The 18,196-nt window shown below is 33.0% G+C and carries 17 protein-coding genes; 16 read left to right on the forward strand and 1 reads right to left on the reverse strand.

Annotated features, from left to right (window positions below):
- The first annotated feature begins 134 nt into the window (after positions 1–134).
- From IGJ00_RS04545 to IGJ00_RS04595, 11 genes are all read left to right on the forward strand, one after another.
- Entirely contained in the window at positions 135–1,526 is a 1,392-nt protein-coding gene (locus tag IGJ00_RS04545; RefSeq protein WP_115357440.1) for a sugar transferase, read from the forward strand.
- 17 nt (positions 1,527–1,543) lie between these two features.
- Positions 1,544–2,584 carry a glycosyltransferase family 2 protein gene (locus tag IGJ00_RS04550; RefSeq protein WP_104775517.1) on the forward strand — a complete coding sequence of 347 codons (1,041 nt, stop codon included), beginning with the start codon at positions 1,544–1,546 and terminating at the stop codon, positions 2,582–2,584.
- Between the two features lie 44 nt (positions 2,585–2,628).
- Positions 2,629–3,345 (forward strand): IspD/TarI family cytidylyltransferase, encoded by a 717-nt coding sequence (locus tag IGJ00_RS04555; protein ID WP_010735933.1) that lies wholly within the window; start codon positions 2,629–2,631, stop codon positions 3,343–3,345.
- 13 nt (positions 3,346–3,358) lie between these two features.
- Positions 3,359–4,417, forward strand: a complete 1,059-nt coding sequence (locus IGJ00_RS04560; protein ID WP_115357442.1) for an NAD-dependent epimerase/dehydratase family protein — start codon at positions 3,359–3,361, stop codon at positions 4,415–4,417.
- Between the two features lie 65 nt (positions 4,418–4,482).
- Entirely contained in the window at positions 4,483–5,565 is a 1,083-nt protein-coding gene (locus IGJ00_RS04565) for a glycosyltransferase family 1 protein (RefSeq protein ID WP_185953846.1), read from the forward strand.
- A 12-nt stretch (positions 5,566–5,577) separates the two neighbouring features.
- The gene (locus IGJ00_RS04570) at positions 5,578–6,393 is read left to right on the forward strand and encodes a LicD family protein (protein ID WP_115357443.1); all 816 of its coding nucleotides are present in this window, start codon (positions 5,578–5,580) and stop codon (positions 6,391–6,393) included.
- Between the two features lie 11 nt (positions 6,394–6,404).
- The gene (locus IGJ00_RS04575; RefSeq protein WP_010735929.1) at positions 6,405–7,388 is read left to right on the forward strand and encodes a glycosyltransferase; all 984 of its coding nucleotides are present in this window, start codon (positions 6,405–6,407) and stop codon (positions 7,386–7,388) included.
- Between the two features lie 17 nt (positions 7,389–7,405).
- Positions 7,406–8,356, forward strand: a complete 951-nt coding sequence (locus IGJ00_RS04580) for a hypothetical protein (protein ID WP_104775520.1) — start codon at positions 7,406–7,408, stop codon at positions 8,354–8,356.
- Positions 8,357–8,367: 11 nt separating this feature from the next.
- Positions 8,368–9,429 carry an EpsG family protein gene (locus IGJ00_RS04585; RefSeq protein ID WP_010735927.1) on the forward strand — a complete coding sequence of 354 codons (1,062 nt, stop codon included), beginning with the start codon at positions 8,368–8,370 and terminating at the stop codon, positions 9,427–9,429.
- A gap of 120 nt (positions 9,430–9,549) precedes the next feature.
- Positions 9,550–10,974 (forward strand): lipopolysaccharide biosynthesis protein, encoded by a 1,425-nt coding sequence (locus IGJ00_RS04590; RefSeq protein WP_115357444.1) that lies wholly within the window; start codon positions 9,550–9,552, stop codon positions 10,972–10,974.
- Between the two features lie 151 nt (positions 10,975–11,125).
- Positions 11,126–12,082: an NAD-dependent epimerase/dehydratase family protein gene (locus IGJ00_RS04595; RefSeq protein ID WP_142432961.1), complete on the forward strand. Its 957-nt coding sequence runs from the start codon at positions 11,126–11,128 to the stop codon at positions 12,080–12,082.
- A gap of 114 nt (positions 12,083–12,196) precedes the next feature.
- Here the strand turns inward: IGJ00_RS04595 and IGJ00_RS04600 are convergent, their stop codons facing one another.
- Positions 12,197–13,351 (reverse strand): serine hydrolase domain-containing protein, encoded by a 1,155-nt coding sequence (locus IGJ00_RS04600; protein ID WP_071865968.1) that lies wholly within the window; start codon positions 13,349–13,351, stop codon positions 12,197–12,199.
- Between the two features lie 216 nt (positions 13,352–13,567).
- On the opposite strand from IGJ00_RS04600, the gene mltG reads away from it, so the two are divergent.
- The 5 genes from mltG to IGJ00_RS04625 all read left to right on the forward strand — a co-directional run bounded on the left by mltG (position 13,568) and on the right by IGJ00_RS04625 (position 17,973).
- Entirely contained in the window at positions 13,568–14,743 is a 1,176-nt protein-coding gene (gene mltG / locus IGJ00_RS04605; protein ID WP_066025925.1) for an endolytic transglycosylase MltG, read from the forward strand.
- A 139-nt stretch (positions 14,744–14,882) separates the two neighbouring features.
- A complete protein-coding gene (gene greA / locus IGJ00_RS04610; RefSeq protein WP_010735922.1) occupies positions 14,883–15,362 on the forward strand; it encodes a transcription elongation factor GreA in 480 nt (159 codons plus the stop codon).
- Between the two features lie 180 nt (positions 15,363–15,542).
- Positions 15,543–16,274 (forward strand): cell wall-active antibiotics response protein LiaF, encoded by a 732-nt coding sequence (gene liaF / locus IGJ00_RS04615; protein WP_142432962.1) that lies wholly within the window; start codon positions 15,543–15,545, stop codon positions 16,272–16,274.
- Positions 16,271–17,344, forward strand: coding sequence for a two-component system sensor histidine kinase LiaS (gene liaS, locus IGJ00_RS04620; protein WP_019723158.1), 1,074 nt, complete (start codon positions 16,271–16,273; stop codon positions 17,342–17,344). Before liaF ends, liaS begins: the two co-directional genes overlap by 4 nt.
- On the forward strand, positions 17,341–17,973 hold the full coding sequence (locus IGJ00_RS04625) for a response regulator transcription factor (RefSeq protein ID WP_071865970.1): 633 nt from the start codon (positions 17,341–17,343) through the stop codon (positions 17,971–17,973). Before liaS ends, IGJ00_RS04625 begins: the two co-directional genes overlap by 4 nt.
- The last annotated feature ends 223 nt before the right edge of the window (positions 17,974–18,196 follow it).

The raw sequence follows: 18,196 nt of genomic DNA on the forward strand, positions 1-18,196 counted from the left end.
TTATAGCAGAATCAAGCACATGAATCTGTCGTGAAAAACTTTGAATTTAGGTTACAATTTGGTTATTCACTATGTTTTTAAAGTGTGCTATGGTAAGATGATAGAGGTATTATTTTGTGGTTAGGAGTGTATACATGAATAAAAATGGAGAATGGAATGCTGCTCGTCGGATATTCATTATCATGCTGGATGTCTTAGTTTACAATGCAGCGATATATATAAGTTTCTTATTGAAATTTCAAGGAGAAATTCCCACACGGAATTTTGAGACCTTTCAACATTCTGCAGTGTTTATATCTATCATCTTTATCGTCTTGAATATTTTATTAGGGGCATACGTCTTCTATAATCGGATGATCAGTGACATTATATTTGTGACTGTAATAGGGCAAGTATTGATGTCTTTAGGTGTAATGGTGGTGACTTTCGCTGGTCGATGGTTTGCCTTTCCACGGGCAGTTATTCTTTTATCTTTGGTAGTAGGAACAGTTTTACTGAGCTTATACCGTATCTTGGTCTACAAATTATATTTGAAAGTCAGTAGAGACAAGAAAGTAGTGATCGTTGGACTTGAAAAAGATGTTGCTCCAGCAATCCAAAATTTCCAATCTAAAAAAAATAATAAACATAAAGTTGAAGCGGTCGTTATCGATAACTATTATGAAAACATCAAGAAGATGATCGATACGATCGATATCGTCTACTTGTCATCACATATTGAAGAAAATGAAAAAATCAAGATCTATCAATTAGTTACTAAGAAGGAAAAAAAATTATTCTTGAATACGACTTTTGAGAATTTAACAATGATCAATCCAAACATTATGAACTTTGAAGATGAAAGTATCATTGAAGCTTCTGGTTTCAAGATACAACCAGAAGATGAATTGTTCAAACGCTTATTCGATATTATCATCTCCTTTATCTTACTGATCCTTGCATCACCTTTCATGTTGCTTACAGCAATACTAGTCAAAGTGACTTCACCAGGACCAGTGATCTATAAACAAGTCCGTATCACTAAAAATCAAAAAGAATTTTCAATCTATAAATTCCGGTCAATGACAGCGACAGCAGAAGCAAAATCAGGGCCTGTCTTAGCGAAAAGTAATGATGCTCGAGTAACACCGGTCGGTAAATTTATCCGTGCTGTACGTTTTGATGAATTGCCACAGATTTTTAATGTGTTAAAAGGCGATATGTCGATTGTCGGACCACGCCCAGAAAGACCTTTTTTTGTGGATCAATTCAATGCAGAAAATCCTTATTACTATTTGAGACATAATGTCCGTGCAGGCATCACCGGCTATGCCCAAGTTTATGGGAAATATGTTTCTGACTATAACAGCAAGTTACGCTTTGATTTGTTGTATATCAAAAAATATTCGTTAATGATGGATCTAAAGATTTTATTGCAAACGATCAAGATCCTTTTTGATAAAATGTCTTCCCAAGGGTTAGAAGAGGATGAAAATGCCAGCTCATTAAAAGAAATAGATTTTCCCCAAGAAAAAATTTATAGTTGAGTTGGAGGAGCTGAAAAATGAAAAAACCGATTTTCAGTATTATCGTTCCTGTCTATAATGCCGAAGATACGATCGAGCGTTCGATTAATAGATTGCAATCGTTAGAATTTAATGATTATGAAGTAATATTAGTGAATGATGGCTCTACGGATAAAACAGAACAGTTAATCCATCAATTAGTCGACAAAAATCCTAAGTTTCAATGGGTGACAACTAAAAACCAAGGACCAGGATTTGCACGTAATGAGGGGCTCAATCGTGCGAGGGGTGAATACATCCTCTTTTTTGATGCAGATGACACTCCGAATCGAGCAGTATTAAAAGAATATGAACAACTTTTGAAAAAACAACCGAATGCTGATTTGATTGTGAGTTCCTTCATATTTCGAACTATTGATGATGAAAAAGTAATCTCTGAAAAGATAAATCAGGTCACCGAACATCGATATACGAAACGAGAAGAATTTTTGCAAGACATGTACACATTGATGAATCAGCAACTGATGTATGTTGTTTGGAATAAATGCTACCGTAAAGATTTGTTAGAAAAATATAGTGTTCGATTCAAAAATTATAGTAGCTGTGAAGATCGAATTTTTAATTTAGATTATTTTGAATACTGTGATGAGGTCCTAATGAATCCTAGTATTGTTTATACCTATGAATTTCAAGGTGGCAAAGGAATAACAAATAAATATAATAAAAATAAGTTTCAAACATTTGAAGACTTTTATTTACGAGCAAATGAAGTGACAAATAATAATAATAAAGCAGGAATGGCTTCCCTTTTATTAAAAGGAACAACGTCAGTTCTTTTATCGATTGCTGAAACGTATCAGTTAACTAATATTGAAAAGAGACATGCAATAAAAGAAATTTTAAATAGTGATGTAATAAGAGAAGCGCGCTCGATTGCGTGTACTGATTCGATCATTAAAAAATTGACAAAGTTTTATTTCAACCTACCAAGTACAATCGCTTATCATACTATTATTTTTGCAAATAAGATCCAGCGAATTAGCCCGCGATTAATCGCTTTATTAAAAAGAAAATATTAAGTTCTTACAGTTAGTTAAGATCACGAAAAGGAGAAAAACATTTTATGAATATTGCTTTATTAACTGCTTCAGGTACTGGAACTAGAACAGGACAAGATATTCCAAAGCAATTCATCCATGTGAATAATATTCCAATCCTAGTTTATACACTGAAAGCTTTTGAAGAACATCCAGAGATTGATGAAATTTGTGTGGTTATTTTAAAAGGTTGGGAAGAAATGCTGACTGCTTATGCTAAGCAATTCAATATCACAAAACTAAAGTATATTGTTGAAGGTGGTAATTCTGGACAAGAATCAATATATAATGGATTGAAAGAAATCTACAAAAAAAGAGCAAAAGATGATGTTGTATTGATCCATGATGGTAATCGACCTATGGTCAGTGAAAAAATCATCAGTGAGAGTATTGCAGTTTATAAAGAAAATGGAAATGCTGTAGCTGTTATTCCTTGTACAGAAGTTGTTTTCACATTAGAAGAAAAAGGAGAGACAAGTTCAGTAAATTCATTGAATCGAGATCTTTTAGTTCGTACACAAACACCGCACACGTATCAATTGGGTGAAATTATCGAAACCTACCAATTAGCAGAAGAAAAAGGAATTAATGATATGGCAGCTTCATGTCAGTTGATGCAAGTTTTAGGAAAAAAATCTTACTTTTCACCTGGATCAGAGAAAAATTTAAAAATCACTACTCTAGAAGATTTAGAAATTTTTAAAGCATTATTGAATTCAACAAATGATGACTGGATCAAGTAAGGAAGGTAAGAAAATGAATCTATTAGAAAACGAAACTTATCTTTCAAATCTAAAAATGTGTGTTCAAGAAACTACTGATATATTTCAAAAATTCAAAGATAAATCTGTCATGATCACAGGAGCAAGCGGATTGATTTGTTCTGCGGTGGTCGATTTATTGATTATCGCTAATCAAGAACTTGATTTGCAGATGACAGTATATACTCTTGGAAGAAATATCGAAAGATTAAAAACACGTTTTTCTACTTATTCGGCAAGTAAATGCATTGTACCAGTATTGTATGATGCGACGAAAGAGTTCACTTTTACTAATAAGGTAGATTATATTATTCATGGCGCGAGTCATGCGAGTCCTGAACTTTATTCAGAAAAACCTGTAGAGACAATGCAAGGCAATATTTTTGGGCTAAATTCATTATTGGAATTTTCAAAGAAAGAACAAGTTGATAGACTGTTATATGTATCATCAAGTGAAGTCTACGGAGAATTTAGTACAGATAGACCTTTACTTGAATCTGATTATGGTTATATAGACCTATTGAATCCACGCTCTTCTTATTCTATGGGGAAACGTGCAGCTGAAACATTATGTGTTAGTTATTTAAAAGAATACTCAGTCAAGAGTGTAATTGTTCGTCCAGGACATATTTATGGTCCTTCAGCAAAACAAGAAGATAAACGTGTTTCCTCAGCATTTGTTTTAGATGCTTTGAAAGGTAAAAAAATTATTATGAAAAGCACAGGTAGCCAAATAAGATCCTATACTTATAGTCTGGATTGTGCTACTGCCATGCTATATGCACTTGTTAAAGGAAATCCTGGAGAAGCCTACAATATATCCAATCCATGTTCAATTATCAGTATTGCAGAGATGGCTAAAACGATTGCGGAAATTGGGAATGTTGATTTGGAGTTTGATTTGCCTACTGCAGGTGAAGCAAAACAATTCAATCCTATGAATAACTCCAGCTTGAATAGCGAAAAGCTGAGTGCTTTAGGATGGAAAGCATTTTTTGATGCAAAAGATGGATTTAAGAATACTTTGGATATCTTATCAGAAAGTATCTCATAAAAATTCGATACTTTTAACCGTTATAGAGTATTAAATATAGAAAAATAGGTGATCAAGTGAACAAAGTGAAAAGAGTGTTACATTTTCAGGGGAGAATGGGCAAAGGTGGAGCCGAATCCTTCATGATGAATCTATATAGAAGAATCGACCGTCGTAAAGTACAGTTCGATTTTTTGATTTATGATGATTTTGCACATGTGACAGATTATCATGAAGAGATAAAAAAAATGGGTGGAAGAATATTTGTAGTGACTAATCCCAAAAAAAACATCATAAAGTATTGGTTTGAGGTTAGAAAACTTTTAGCAGAACAGCATTTCGATATCGTTCATAATGAAGTGTATTTTGGCGGAGGAATCAACCTGTTATTAGCTAGAAAACGAGGAATAACACAACGAATAGCACATAGTCATGCCACTAGTGACGGAAAATCGTCTAATTTTTTAATGAATTTACTAAGGAAATATTTACATCATTTACTTATTAAAGAAGCAACTGATTTTTTAGCTGTTAGTAAAGAAGCTGGAGATAGCTTATTTCAAGGTCATCCTTATGAGATTATTCATAATGGTATTGATTTATCATTGTATAAGACGGATGAAGATGTACGTGCTGAGAAAAGAGCAGAGCTGGGACTTTCCCCAAATGATTTTGTTATCGGGAATATTGGACGTCTCGAAAAGCAAAAAAATCAAACCTATCTCATTGATATCGTTAGCGAACTATTACAAAAGAAACCAGATGCAAAATTGTTGATTGTTGGAGCGGGTTCGTTGCAAAAAAGTTTAGAGAAACAAATAACTGAATTGAACCTATCAAAAAATGTGTACTTGCTAGGTGAAAGAAATGACATTCCAGAGTTGTTTCAAGCTATGGATGTATTTTGTATGACATCTTTGTACGAAGGTCTTCCAATGGTCGGCTTAGAGGCTCAGGCAAGTAGGAAAAAACTCGTATTATCTAGTACGATTTCTCCAGACACGAAATTGACTCCAAACGTTACTTTTATTGGTCTTGATGAAGCTAAGGCAACTTGGTGTGAAGCAATTTTAAGTCAGCCTTGGAATAATGAAATAACACAAGAATTAATGGAATATGATGTTAGCCATACATTACAACAAATGTTAAAGGTATACAAGGTTTATTAGAGGGAGTAAAAAATGTCTGATTATTTAAGTACAAAAGAAATCCATGAAGGTTTGCTAGATTTATTAAAATTTTTTGATCAGTTTTGTCAAGAACACGATATGACATATTTTTTAGCTGGAGGAACCTTACTAGGGGCCATTAGACATAAAGGTTTTATTCCATGGGATGATGATGCAGACATCATTATGCCAAGAAAAGATTACAATAAACTTATCAGCTTAGCACATAAATTGCCAGATTTTCTAGAAATAAAAGCTTTAGAAATCGATAATAAATGGGAATATGCTTTTACAAAAATAAACGATACACGAACGTATATCGATGATGATTATCGAGTTGCCCAGCATGGATTATTTTTAGATATTTTTCCGATTGATTCTGTACCAGAAAAAACTTTTAGCCAAAAATTTTTAGTAAAAAGAATGAAGTTATTAGATGTTTTTAGAGGTGCAGAGAGTAAGAAAAAGTTTAAACCAGAAGAAAAATTTATTTTTATCAAAAAAATGATTGCTAAGTATGCTAGACGTAAGGGTGCGAATCACTTTGCTAGGAAGATGGATCAACTCGCTAAAATTACGAATGAGCGACAGATTGATTCTAGTTTAAAAGGAGTAAGTGTATCAACAATTTATGGAGTGAGAGAATTTTTGCCATCTAGTACTTTTTCTGAAGCTATCTATGTGGAGTTTGAAGACGCGAAGTTATCGATCCCAAAAAATTACAAAGTTTATTTAGAGAGTCTATATGGAGATTACATGCAATTGCCACCTTTAGAAAAGCAAAAAGGAGATCACTATAAAATAAAAAGACATAAGAAAGAAAAGTAGGTAATATAAATATGAGAGATAAATCTTTTACAGTTTCAGTGATTATGCCGACTTATAATGGTGAAAAAAATATCATTGAACAATTAGAATCAATCAAAAATCAAGAACGTATGCCTGATGAAGTATTATTATGTGATGATGGTTCAACCGATCGCACGGTTGAGATCGTAACTAATTTTATAGAAGAAAACCAATTATCTGGATGGCAGTTGTTGATCAATGAGGTAAACATCGGTTGGAGAGAAAATTTCATCCGCTTGATTCACCAAGCAAAGGGGGATGTGATTTTTTTTAGTGACCAAGATGATATTTGGTACCCGCACAAAATTAAACATATGTCTGAAAAGATTATGTCGGACCCAGAAAATATAAAAGTACTAGTTTCTAATTATGATGAGCTACTTGAAGAAAATGGTGTCTCTTATCCATGTGAAAAGAGAAAGATACCGACAAAACAACCAAATGATTATATTTATTTTTCTAAAAAAAATGTATTTTTAAATCGACCAGGATGGGTTTATGCTTTTCAAAAAGACTTTATTCCGACTTTCGATGAGTTTCTCGAAACATCACTTTATCCAGTTCATGATATGGCGATGTGGTCTACAGGTGTTTTAACAGACAAGTTGTATCTACTAGATGAAAAAACAGGATTATGGCGAAAACATGGAAGTAGTGCCATGCAAATTGAAAATGAAGAAACAGAAAAAACTGCAGAAACTAAGAAAAATATACGTTTAGGAAAACTGGAGTTATTAAAAATTCTAACAGAATCAAATTTGAATTTTGTTCAACGAGTTGATGTGCCAAATAAAGAGTATAAAATAAAAACATTGAAAGCTTTATTAAAGGAATTAGAAACAAGATTAAAGATTATCGAAGAAGATAAACCAATGGCTGTGTTGACATCTTGGAACTCTTATACAGTTTTGCATTCTTTTCTAGCTGATATCTTATACTTTACAAAAAGCAGAGTGAATAAAAAATACCGGTAATTAATGGAGGAAAATACATGTCCAATAATAGTCTGTCGCCTAAAGATATATATTCTTTTTTTAGAGATCATTTAAAAGTATATGTTGTTTCATTTATAGTAAGTTTACTTCTTGTAGGTGGGTTATTCTTCTATTCAAATTATTCTCAAAGTAAGATTGAAAATAATAATCAAATAAATCGTCCATTATTCTCATTTATTTTAGAAAATAGTCAAGGTAACATCATGACTGCTTCAGGGGCTGTAAAACAAGTATTTTTAACTAGTTTACAGGAAAAAAATCAATTTTCAGATGAGACACTTGAAAAATTAAGTGTAGGATACAATGATATCCAAAATACGATTGATGTTCAGTTTACAGATGATGTCCCAGAGCAAGAACAAAAACAAATATCTGAATTATTGCAAAAGGAAATGACTAATAACGAGTTACCATTTTTTGATAATAAAACGTTCTATTATATCAACAAAGATATCCAATTTAATAAAACATTGCCAGCACAAGTGAGTGAAGGAATTAGTACAAAAAAAATCATTTTATTAGTATTAGTAATGATAGTTATTACATTGGGTCTAGGAACTCTTTTAGTAAGTTGGAAAGAGTACAGAACCAAAGTTATCACGCAAAAATTCACACTGGGAAATGATGTTCAAGCGATTGATATCAATTCCTTAGACTTATCAACAGTAGAAGAAAAACTAAATATTATCAATTCACTATTGAATGGCACATCTGAAAATAAATTTTTGGTTTTAGAAGAAAATAATACCATTGATAAAAATAAAATTTCCAAGCATGATGATACAAATATTTATTCAAATTTGAATCATATTATTGAGCCTGTGTCGTTTAAACCAGATGAAATTTTAATTGTTTGTTTTAAGAAAAATACGACAAAAAAATGGTATAGAGAACAATTAGAGATTGCAAAAGCTTTAACTAATATCATTAAAATAATCTATATATAAGGAGAACAGCATTGTACATTTATGTAGGAACATTCGCACTGCTAGCGGTATTGTCAGTTTTGGAATATTTTACTAGAAAAAAAATATTTTTTTATGCTGGTATCGTATTTTTAACGTGTTTAGCAGGTTTTAGATTTTCTACGGGATATGATTTTTCTTCCTATAACAATTTTTTTGATAGGTTAATTAATTGGGATAAAATATTCGATGGTAGTATTGATGCAGAACCTGGATATCTTTTATTAAATTATATCGTACGTGAGCTAGGAATGAATTTTTCAACTTTTATCTTATTATTTTCTATAATAAGCATGTTATTGCTCGCTTATGCACTTAATAATTATTTTCCGGTTCCATCAATTGCACTACTTTATTACTACTCTAGATTTTTTCTAGTACGTGATATGGGGCAAATAAGATCTTCTATTGTGGCTATCATATTCTTATTGGCTTTACCAGCGTTCAAAAAAAGAAATTTAAGAAATATTATTCTACTTTCGTTAGTAGGTTCATTATTTCATATTGTTTCTATTTTTATTATTCCTGCGTATCTTTTCGTACAGATTGTTAAAGAGATCAACGTCCCTAAAGAAATATTTCTGATTTCATCTAGCGCATTTGTAGGAATCATTTTCTTTTTCCCAAATTTATTTAGGTTTATGATTCCAGATCGTTACTATGGTTACTTATCTGGGTACTATGCACAAGGTAGTTGGATTTTTAATCCGGTATTCATAATGCAATTAGTCATACTGATTGGCGCAACTATTTTCGTAAAAAACAACAATACAGTTTTTACAGAAAACTTTAATATAATATTGTCTTTATATTGCTTATCGACGATTCTGTTAGTGTGTTTCGGACCTTTAGCAACAATTGGTGGAAGAATCAGTACAATATTTTCAACAGTAGAAATTTTTATCGTACCCATTGTATTGGAGAAACTTTTTAAAAATAAATTTCTATTCTTAATAACTTTTATTTTGTTCAGCTTCTGTATATTTATTTTGATTTTTATTGTTTCTGGAGCATATAATTCATATGTCCCATACAATACGATATTCTTTAAATAATTAATAGTATTCAATAGATTAGCTTAAATACTACTAAGGTTAATTTGTAAGAAATATAGAGGCACAAGCACTATATATAAGATGGTTTTATTAAATAGTATGACAAAGTAGGTATTAATAATGAATGATAAAGCAAGAAACGTAATGAAAAACTTATACTATACTGTAGCTGCAAATTTTGCTACTTTAGGAATATCAGTGCTATTAAATCTATTTGTGCCAAAACTTTTAGGTGTTACTGAATATAGCTATTGGCAACTTTATGTTTTTTATTCGTCTTATGTAGGTTTTCTACATTTTGGTTGGATTGATGGCATCTACTTAAAAATTGGCGGAGAAGAATATGATCAGTTGAATAAACGAGATTTGGGTACGCAGTTTTGGTATCTAATGATCTTTGAACTATTCTTATCTTTCTTTGTAGCTATATGGGCCTGGTTGTTTCTTCCTCATTCTGAGCAATCAGTCATACTTATCTTAACAGCAATAGTGTCAGTCGTGACGATTATAAAAACATTTGTTTTATATATTTTCCAATCGACGAATCGAATCAAAGAGTATGCACAACTATCAAGAAATGATCGATATCTATATGTTTTATTTATTGCTATTTACTTTTCTTTAGGTGGTAGAAATTTCTTCTGGTTGATTTTATTAGATATCCTTTCTAAATTGTTGGTAACATTATGGGGAATGTCTTTGATTAAAGATATGTTAAATGTCAAATTAATCAATTTACGAGTTTTATTCCCAGAAATATTAGATAATATCAATATTGGTAGTAAATTAATGATTAGTAATATTGCGAGTATGCTGATTATTGGAACAATCCGTTTTTTTGTGCAACAAAAATGGACAATCGAAACATTTGGTAAGTTATCATTCACACTAAGCCTTTCAAATATGTTTTTGACGTTCATCAATGCCATTGGCATTGTTATGTTTCCTTTATTAAGAAGGACGAATAAAGAGAGATTGCCTGAATTGTTTCGAATTCTTAGAGGATTATTTGTCCCATTAACGTACGGATTACTAATATTTTATATTCCTGCAAAAATCATTTTAAGTTTATGGTTACCGGAATATGCAGAAAGTCTTAGGTTTATGGGGATTTTATTCCCAATTGTCATTTATGAAGGAAGAATGTCATTACTGATCAATACGTATCTAAAAACTTTGAGAAAAGAAAAAACGATTTTATTTGTAAATATCATTACGTTAGGAGTAACATTACTTGCGTCTTTATTTGTGATTTTCATTGTTGGAAATTTAGATTTGACTGTTTTACTCATTTTAATTAGTTTGGCCCTACGTTGTAATCTGGCTGAATTTTTCTTATACAAAGATTTGCGATTAACAATAGGTTGGAAGCATGTTATTGAAACATTATTAACTGTGCTATTTATTTTAAGTAACTTACTATTCAATGCATCTTTTACAAGCATGGTTGTATACGTCGTTATTTATATTGTATATCTTGCTTTTATACATCGATCAATTATTGCTAGCTATAAAGATTTTCGTATTTTACTAAAAGAACGTTAATCTAAATTTCTGTATAAAATCATTCATAAAAACGTCTCGTAAAAAATATTTTATTTTCTACGAGACGTTTTCGATTACACTGCATAGTGTTCAATATCTTATCATGGTAAAATAGGTTTATATTTTTTAATAAATAATTGGAGTGAATAAAGTGGATAAAATATTAATTACCGGTGGAGCCGGGTTTATCGGTTCAACATTGGCAAATCATTTAGGAGATCATAACGATATTGTAGTTATTGATGATTTATCAATGGGGAATAGAGAGAATTTAGATCAAACAAAAAAAATCACTTTTATTGAAGGTGATGTCAGTGATAAGCAAAAAATGGAAAAGATTATGCAATCTCACCGATTTGACTATATCTTCCATTTAGCTGCTATAGCTAGTGTTGCTGATTCCGTTGAACGTCCATTGGAAACTCATCGAGTGAATTTTGATAGTGTCTTGATGTTACTTGAGTTGATTCGTAAGTATCAGCCAAATTTAAAGCGTATTGTATTTAGCTCTTCTGCAGCTGTTTATGGAGATGAACCAACACTACCTAAAAAAGAAGAGTCAGTTATTCGACCGTTGACGCCTTATGCTATTGATAAATTTGCCGCTGAACAATATGTACTTGATTATTGCCATTTGTATGATGTGCCAGGAACTGCGGTACGTTTCTTCAACGTATACGGTCCAAATCAAAATCCAAATTCGCCATATAGTGGGGTGATCTCGATTTTAGTGGATCGCTATAAAAAGCAACTTGCTGATGAAAAAGCGTCATTTACTTTATTCGGCGATGGCAGTCAATCAAGAGATTTTGTCTATGTTGAAGATGTTGTGCAAGCTTTATTACTTGTTTCTAAAGAAGAAAAAGCACTAGGGCAACAATTCAATGTTGGAACGGGAAACAGTACAACTTTACTTGAGTTGATCCAGACAATCAATCAGATTCTTGAAGTTGAATTACTGTTAGATTATCAAGAGGAGAGAGTAGGAGATATCCACGACTCTTTAGCTGATATCACTAAGCTTTCAGCACTAGGTTACCAACCTAAACATAGCATACTTGATGGCATGAGAAAATATTTAGCAACAGAAATAAATACGACAAAATAATAAATTTTCTTTATTCAGGAAACAACAGAGAAAACCTTGTATCAAGCCAAATTGCTTATACAAGGTTTTCTTCGTTCTTATTCAATTATCACAGATGACAGGTCAACACATTGCTTATTCATCATTTCCCATCAATTTATAAATCTGATCTCTAAGATCGGTGGCAGTTGTTTTATATTTTTTATCGGCTTGGATATTACTTTCTAGCACAACTGCATCAGAGGTATCTTTTTTCATTGCTAATACCGCATGGAAACGATTGATGTTTCCTTGAGCAAATATTGTATCCCTTCCACTATAGACCCCACCATTATATGGACGCCCACTCAAATTCTTTCCCCATAGAGAAAAAAGTAAATCTTTTGGAATCAATTGCCCTTTTAATACTTTTGTAAAAAATTCATTCAAATCATAGACGGACATACTGATATTCCCAGTTCCTAATTCATTACGTATATCTGTTTCAGATTCAGTCAAAGCTTGATGATAATCATCGTCTGGACTCATTTGATAAGAGACTGCGTGTTCTGAAGTGTTTTTGACTTGGTCATAGAAGGTCGTCTGTTTCAATTGTAAGGGAGTGATGATTTGATCATACACCAACTTTTCGTATGGCTGATGGGTCAATTTCATTAAAATACCTGTTAGTAATGTGAAATTCAATGGTTCATATTTGTAACTTTGATCATTGGTATATTCGAGATGGTCTATGGCAAACTGGATCACCTCTTGGTCATTCATTGGTACGGTCGGAGAAGCTGTTTTTTTCAATCCTGATCGCATATATAATAAATCTTTGATAGTGATTTTATTGCTACCGTTGATTTGGGGATAAAATTTAGCCAGTTTTGTATCTAAAGAAAGTTTCCCTATATCCACTTGTTTTAGAATCAGTAGCGCAGTCATTGCTTTTTGGATCGAACCAATTTGATAATACAGAGATGGAGTATTTGGTTGCTGTGCTTCTTCGTTAGCGTATCCGTAGCCCTTTTCAAGGATCACTCGATTGTTTTTACGAATATAGACAGATCCGACATAATCATTTTTTTGTAACAATTGGTCGATTTGATCGGCAAGGACCTGTTCGTCTTTGGTCAAATCTAGGGAATCGTTTGCCACTTGAATCGAGGCGGATACTCTTGACTGTGCCATTTCATAGGTAGACCAAGTGATGATTCCAATAGTGACGACTAAAATGAATAAGCAGATTTTTTGAGAGAAAGAAAAATGGGAAGCTTGTTTTCTTCTTAAATGTTTCCTTTTGTTCATGTATATCAATCCTTCCTGTCTAAGAGCTTAGTGAATAAATGAAGCAGATTATTGTTATTTAGTAAATAAGAATCATTTTATTTTCTATTTTAAGCCGAAGAGAATCGATTTACTACTTACAATTTTGACATAAGAATTGTTAAAAATAATTCACCTCTGCCTGAATTTCATGTATAATGAATAAAGTTATGAAGTTGATAGTAAGGAGGAGTTGTTTTGTCAGAAAACAAACAACATCCAGATGAGAAGAGACGACGACAAAAGAATGCAACTGATTCGACAGATGTAGTCAGTAAGCGAAAAGACCTACGTAAAAAAGAAGATAAAATCGTAGGAAAAATTATTTTAGTGATTGCGCTTACGTTGCTAATTATTGGATGTGTATTTGGTTTTACGGTCTATCGCTATATCGATAGTGGCTTAAAACCTTTAGACCCAGAGAATGAACAATTGGTTTCGATCGAAATCCCTAGTGGTTCTTCAAATAAGCAAATCGGAGAGATTTTAGAACAAGACCATATCATCAAGAGCGGTATCGTATTTAATTATTATACAAAATTTAAAAATATGACTGGCTTTCAGGCTGGCTTCTACCAATTAGCCCCTAACATGACGTTAGATGAAATCGGTAAAGAGCTCCAAGAAGGTGGAACCTCAGAACCTACAGAAGTGGCAGATGGGAAGATCACGATACCAGAGGGATTTGATGCAGAGCAGATTGCAGAACGAGTAGCAAAAATCACTGGGAAAGATAAGCAGGAATTTTTAGATCTACTAAAAAATGAAGCCTTTTTCACGGAGTTGACTCAAAAATATCCTGATTTATTAGAAAGTGCAGCTAAGGCAGAAAACACCAAGTATCGCTTAGAAGGTTACTTATTCCCAGCGACTTATGATTACTATAAAGATATGTCACTCAAAGATCTAATCATTCAGATGGTCGATAAAACGAATACCGTGTTACAACCATACTTCTCTACGATCAAGCAGCAAAATCATACGGTTCAAGAAATCATGACACTTGCTTCATTGATCGAAAAAGAAGGGGTATCTGAATCAGACCGTAAAAATATTGCCAGAGTTTTCTATAATCGGATTGACATAGGGATGCCATTACAGTCAGATATTTCTATTTTATATGCGTTAGGTGAGCACAAAGAATTTGTCTCTTATGAAGATACGGCAGTCGATTCACCATATAATCTTTATACAAATAAGGGATATGGTCCAGGACCGTTCAATAGCCCGAGTGAAGCAGCTATCCAAGCAGTTGTTGAACCAGCAGAGAATGATTATTATTATTTTGTCGCAGATATCTCTACAGGTGAGGTTTATTTTGCAAAAACATATGAAGAGCATATGGAATTAGTACAAAAATACGTAAATAATTAAAATTGAGCGTTGTCTGTAACTTTATTTATTTTTAGAAAAACATTTACATTTTAGAAAAAGCATGGTAATCTTTTTTGGACTGTAGTCCGTAAAAGATTACCTTTTGCGGTATTCCATAGAAAAAGGAGAAGAGTTATACATGGTAGAAAAAGTATATCCTATGACGCTTGAAGGAAAAGCGAAATTAGAGCAAGAATTAGAAGAATTAAAAACAGTTAAACGGGGAGAAATCATTGAACGAATCAAAATCGCCCGTGGCTTTGGTGATTTATCTGAGAACTCAGAATATGAAGCAGCTAAAGATGAACAAGCTTTCGTAGAAGGACGTATCACGACAATCGAGAATATGATCCGTTTTGCACAAATCATTGACAATGATGGCGTTGATTCGGATGAAGTATCTATTGGTAAAACAGTGACGTTCATTGAGTTACCAGATGGTGAAGAAGAAGAGTATACGATCGTGGGAAGTGCTGAGGCAGATCCTTTCTCAGGAAAGATCTCAAATGATTCCCCGATTGCACAAGCTTTGATCGGCAAATATAAAAATGATGAAGTAACGATTTCAACACCTGGTGGCGATATGCAAGTAAAAATCGTCAAGGTCGCGCAAGCATAAGTTGAAATGTAGACACAGATAATCAATTATTGGTTTGTCTATACAAAAAGGTCTGGGACCATGACACAAAGTCCCAGGCCTTTTACTGTAGAAAGCGATAGTTACATCTAAAGTCCTATAGCATCTCAAAACAAAAATAGGTATGATAAAAAAGAGAATGAAAAGGAAAGGAGAATAGCGATGAATAGCTCTTGGCGCTTTTTTATAGTAGTAGAAGCCTTACTATTGATCTTTGCAGTTTGGCAAATCGTAAATAATGTTGAATTATTACTATTAGTTTTATTTGGTATTTTTAATATCTATCTTGCATTGCGAAAATCACCGAGATCGGGATTTCAAAATTTTCAATTTGTACTAGGTGGACTAGTTATTTTTTTCAGTTTGATCAATAGTCCTGCGCTGTGGGTAATGGCAGTCTTTGCTGTCTTGTTCATTGGTCTTAAAGGTGTAGAGATTTCTGGGATCGATCTAACAAAAAATGCTTTTTGGCGAAAAAAACAAATCATTATGGTTCAAACAGAGCAAGTGAAGTCCCACAATAATGAACGAAAAAAACAACAATTATTCGGTAACCAGCGAATTGGTAATGATGTGTATGAATGGGATAATATCAATATCGCTCTACTTTCAGGAGATACGATCATCGATTTAGGGAACACCTTGTTACCTAAAGACGATAATATCGTTATCGTCAGAAAAGGAATCGGTCGGACACGCATTTTAGTTCCATTAGGGATTGCAATCAGTCTCGAACATGCAACGTTAGTAGGAAATGTACAATTTGAAGAAGAACAATTTGCATTGAAGAACGAGTCGATTAAAATCTATAGTAACGATTACGATGAAAATCCACGTCGTTTAAAAATCATTACGAACACATTACTTGGGGATATTGAGGTGATTCGAGCATGATTGAGAAACTTTCTCGACCGATGCTAGCTATTTATGCTTCGATCGCCTCATTTATTGTCATTTTATTTTCATTTTTTACTTATTTTTACGCAAGTAATCAAACTCATTTTTGGCGTACTTTATTAAGTGCCAGAATTTTATACGTACCATTGATCTTTCACTTATTAGCGATTTCTTCAGGTGTCGGTTTGATTGTTTTTTTGATTGTCTCTCTTTTACAAAAAGCACGTTATGGGAAAATCGAAGAACAATTACGGGCAATTTCTTCCGGTAACTATGAAGCAAAAGTTTTAAATGATTCCTTACCAAGTGCATCTGACGATATATATGTCAAAGAAATTGAAAAAGAAATCACTAAAATCAAAGAAAAAATGATCGAAGTATCAAGTGAACTTCAAATATTGACGAGTCGACCTCAATATGTTGATGGACAAACAAAAGAAGAAATCTTAGAATTAGAAAGACATCGTTTAGCGCGTGAGCTACATGATTCGGTTTCCCAGCAATTATTTGCAGCGATGATGATGATGTCTGCTTTGACGGAACAAGCCGAAAAAAGTGATACGCCTGAAATGTTTCGTAAACAACTAAGAATGGTAGCAGATATCATCAATGCTTCACAATCTGAAATGCGTGCGTTGCTACTACATTTGCGACCAGTCAACCTTGAAGAGAAAAGTTTGAAACAAGGGATTGAGCAATTATTAAAAGAATTAAAAAACAAGATACAAATTGCATTGAAATGGGATATTGAAGATATCACTTTGTCTGATTCGATTGAAGATCATCTCTTTCGGATCGTTCAAGAACTACTTTCAAATACGTTGCGTCATGCAAAAGCAAATGAATTAGAAGTGTATCTGCATAAAATCGATAATAACCTTTTATTACGAGTGATCGATGACGGTACTGGCTTCAATATGAATGAAACAAAAACCGGTAGCTACGGACTAAACAATATCAGAGAACGTGTAGCAGGTATTGGTGGAACAGTAAAAATCATTAGTTTCAAAGGACAAGGGACAAGTGTGGAAATCAAAGTTCCTTTAATAAAGGAGGCGGAAAAATGATAAAAGTATTACTAGTCGATGATCATGAAATGGTACGTTTAGGGGTTTCTTCCTATTTGTCGATCCAAGAAGATATAGAAGTGATCGGAGAAGCAGAAGATGGGCGACAAGGTTACGAAAAAGCCATGGAACTTCGTCCGGACGTGATTCTAATGGATTTAGTCATGGAAGAAATGGACGGGATCGAATCTACAAAAGCAATCCTCAAAGATTGGCCAGAAGCAAAAATCATTATTGTTACGAGTTTTATTGATGATGAGAAAGTATATCCAGCTATTGAAGCTGGCGCAACAGGCTACTTACTTAAAACATCGACGGCCCATGAAATCGCCGATGCGATCCGTGCGACTCAAAGAGGTGAACGAGTGCTTGAACCTGAAGTAACCTCTAAAATGATGGAAAAAATGAGTCGACGTAATGAGCCAATCTTGCACGATGATTTGACGAATCGTGAAAATGAGATTCTTATGTTGATCTCTGAAGGAAAGAGCAATCAAGAAATCGCTGACGAGTTGTTTATTACTTTGAAAACAGTCAAAACACATGTTTCTAATATTTTAGCGAAATTAGAAGTGGAAGATCGTACCCAAGCTGCCATATACGCGTTCAAACATGGATTAGTTAAGTAAGTAGACTTATGACTTATCATCAAAATAGTAAGTACATTTTTACAAAGTAAGTATAGGTTGTGACATAAAATATAACTTATCACTGTTTTCACATTGATAAGAGAAAACAGTACCTTGATCCAAAGCAAAATGTATTATTTTTGCTTTGGATTTATTTGTATATGCTAATTACATTGTTTGTTATTTTGAATTCTTTGTTATCATGTTCTTTTCATTTGGGTCT

The organism is Enterococcus sp. AZ062 (genome assembly GCF_051715065.1).
In the GTDB taxonomy this organism is placed as follows: Bacteria; Bacillota; Bacilli; order Lactobacillales; family Enterococcaceae; genus Enterococcus_B; species Enterococcus_B mundtii.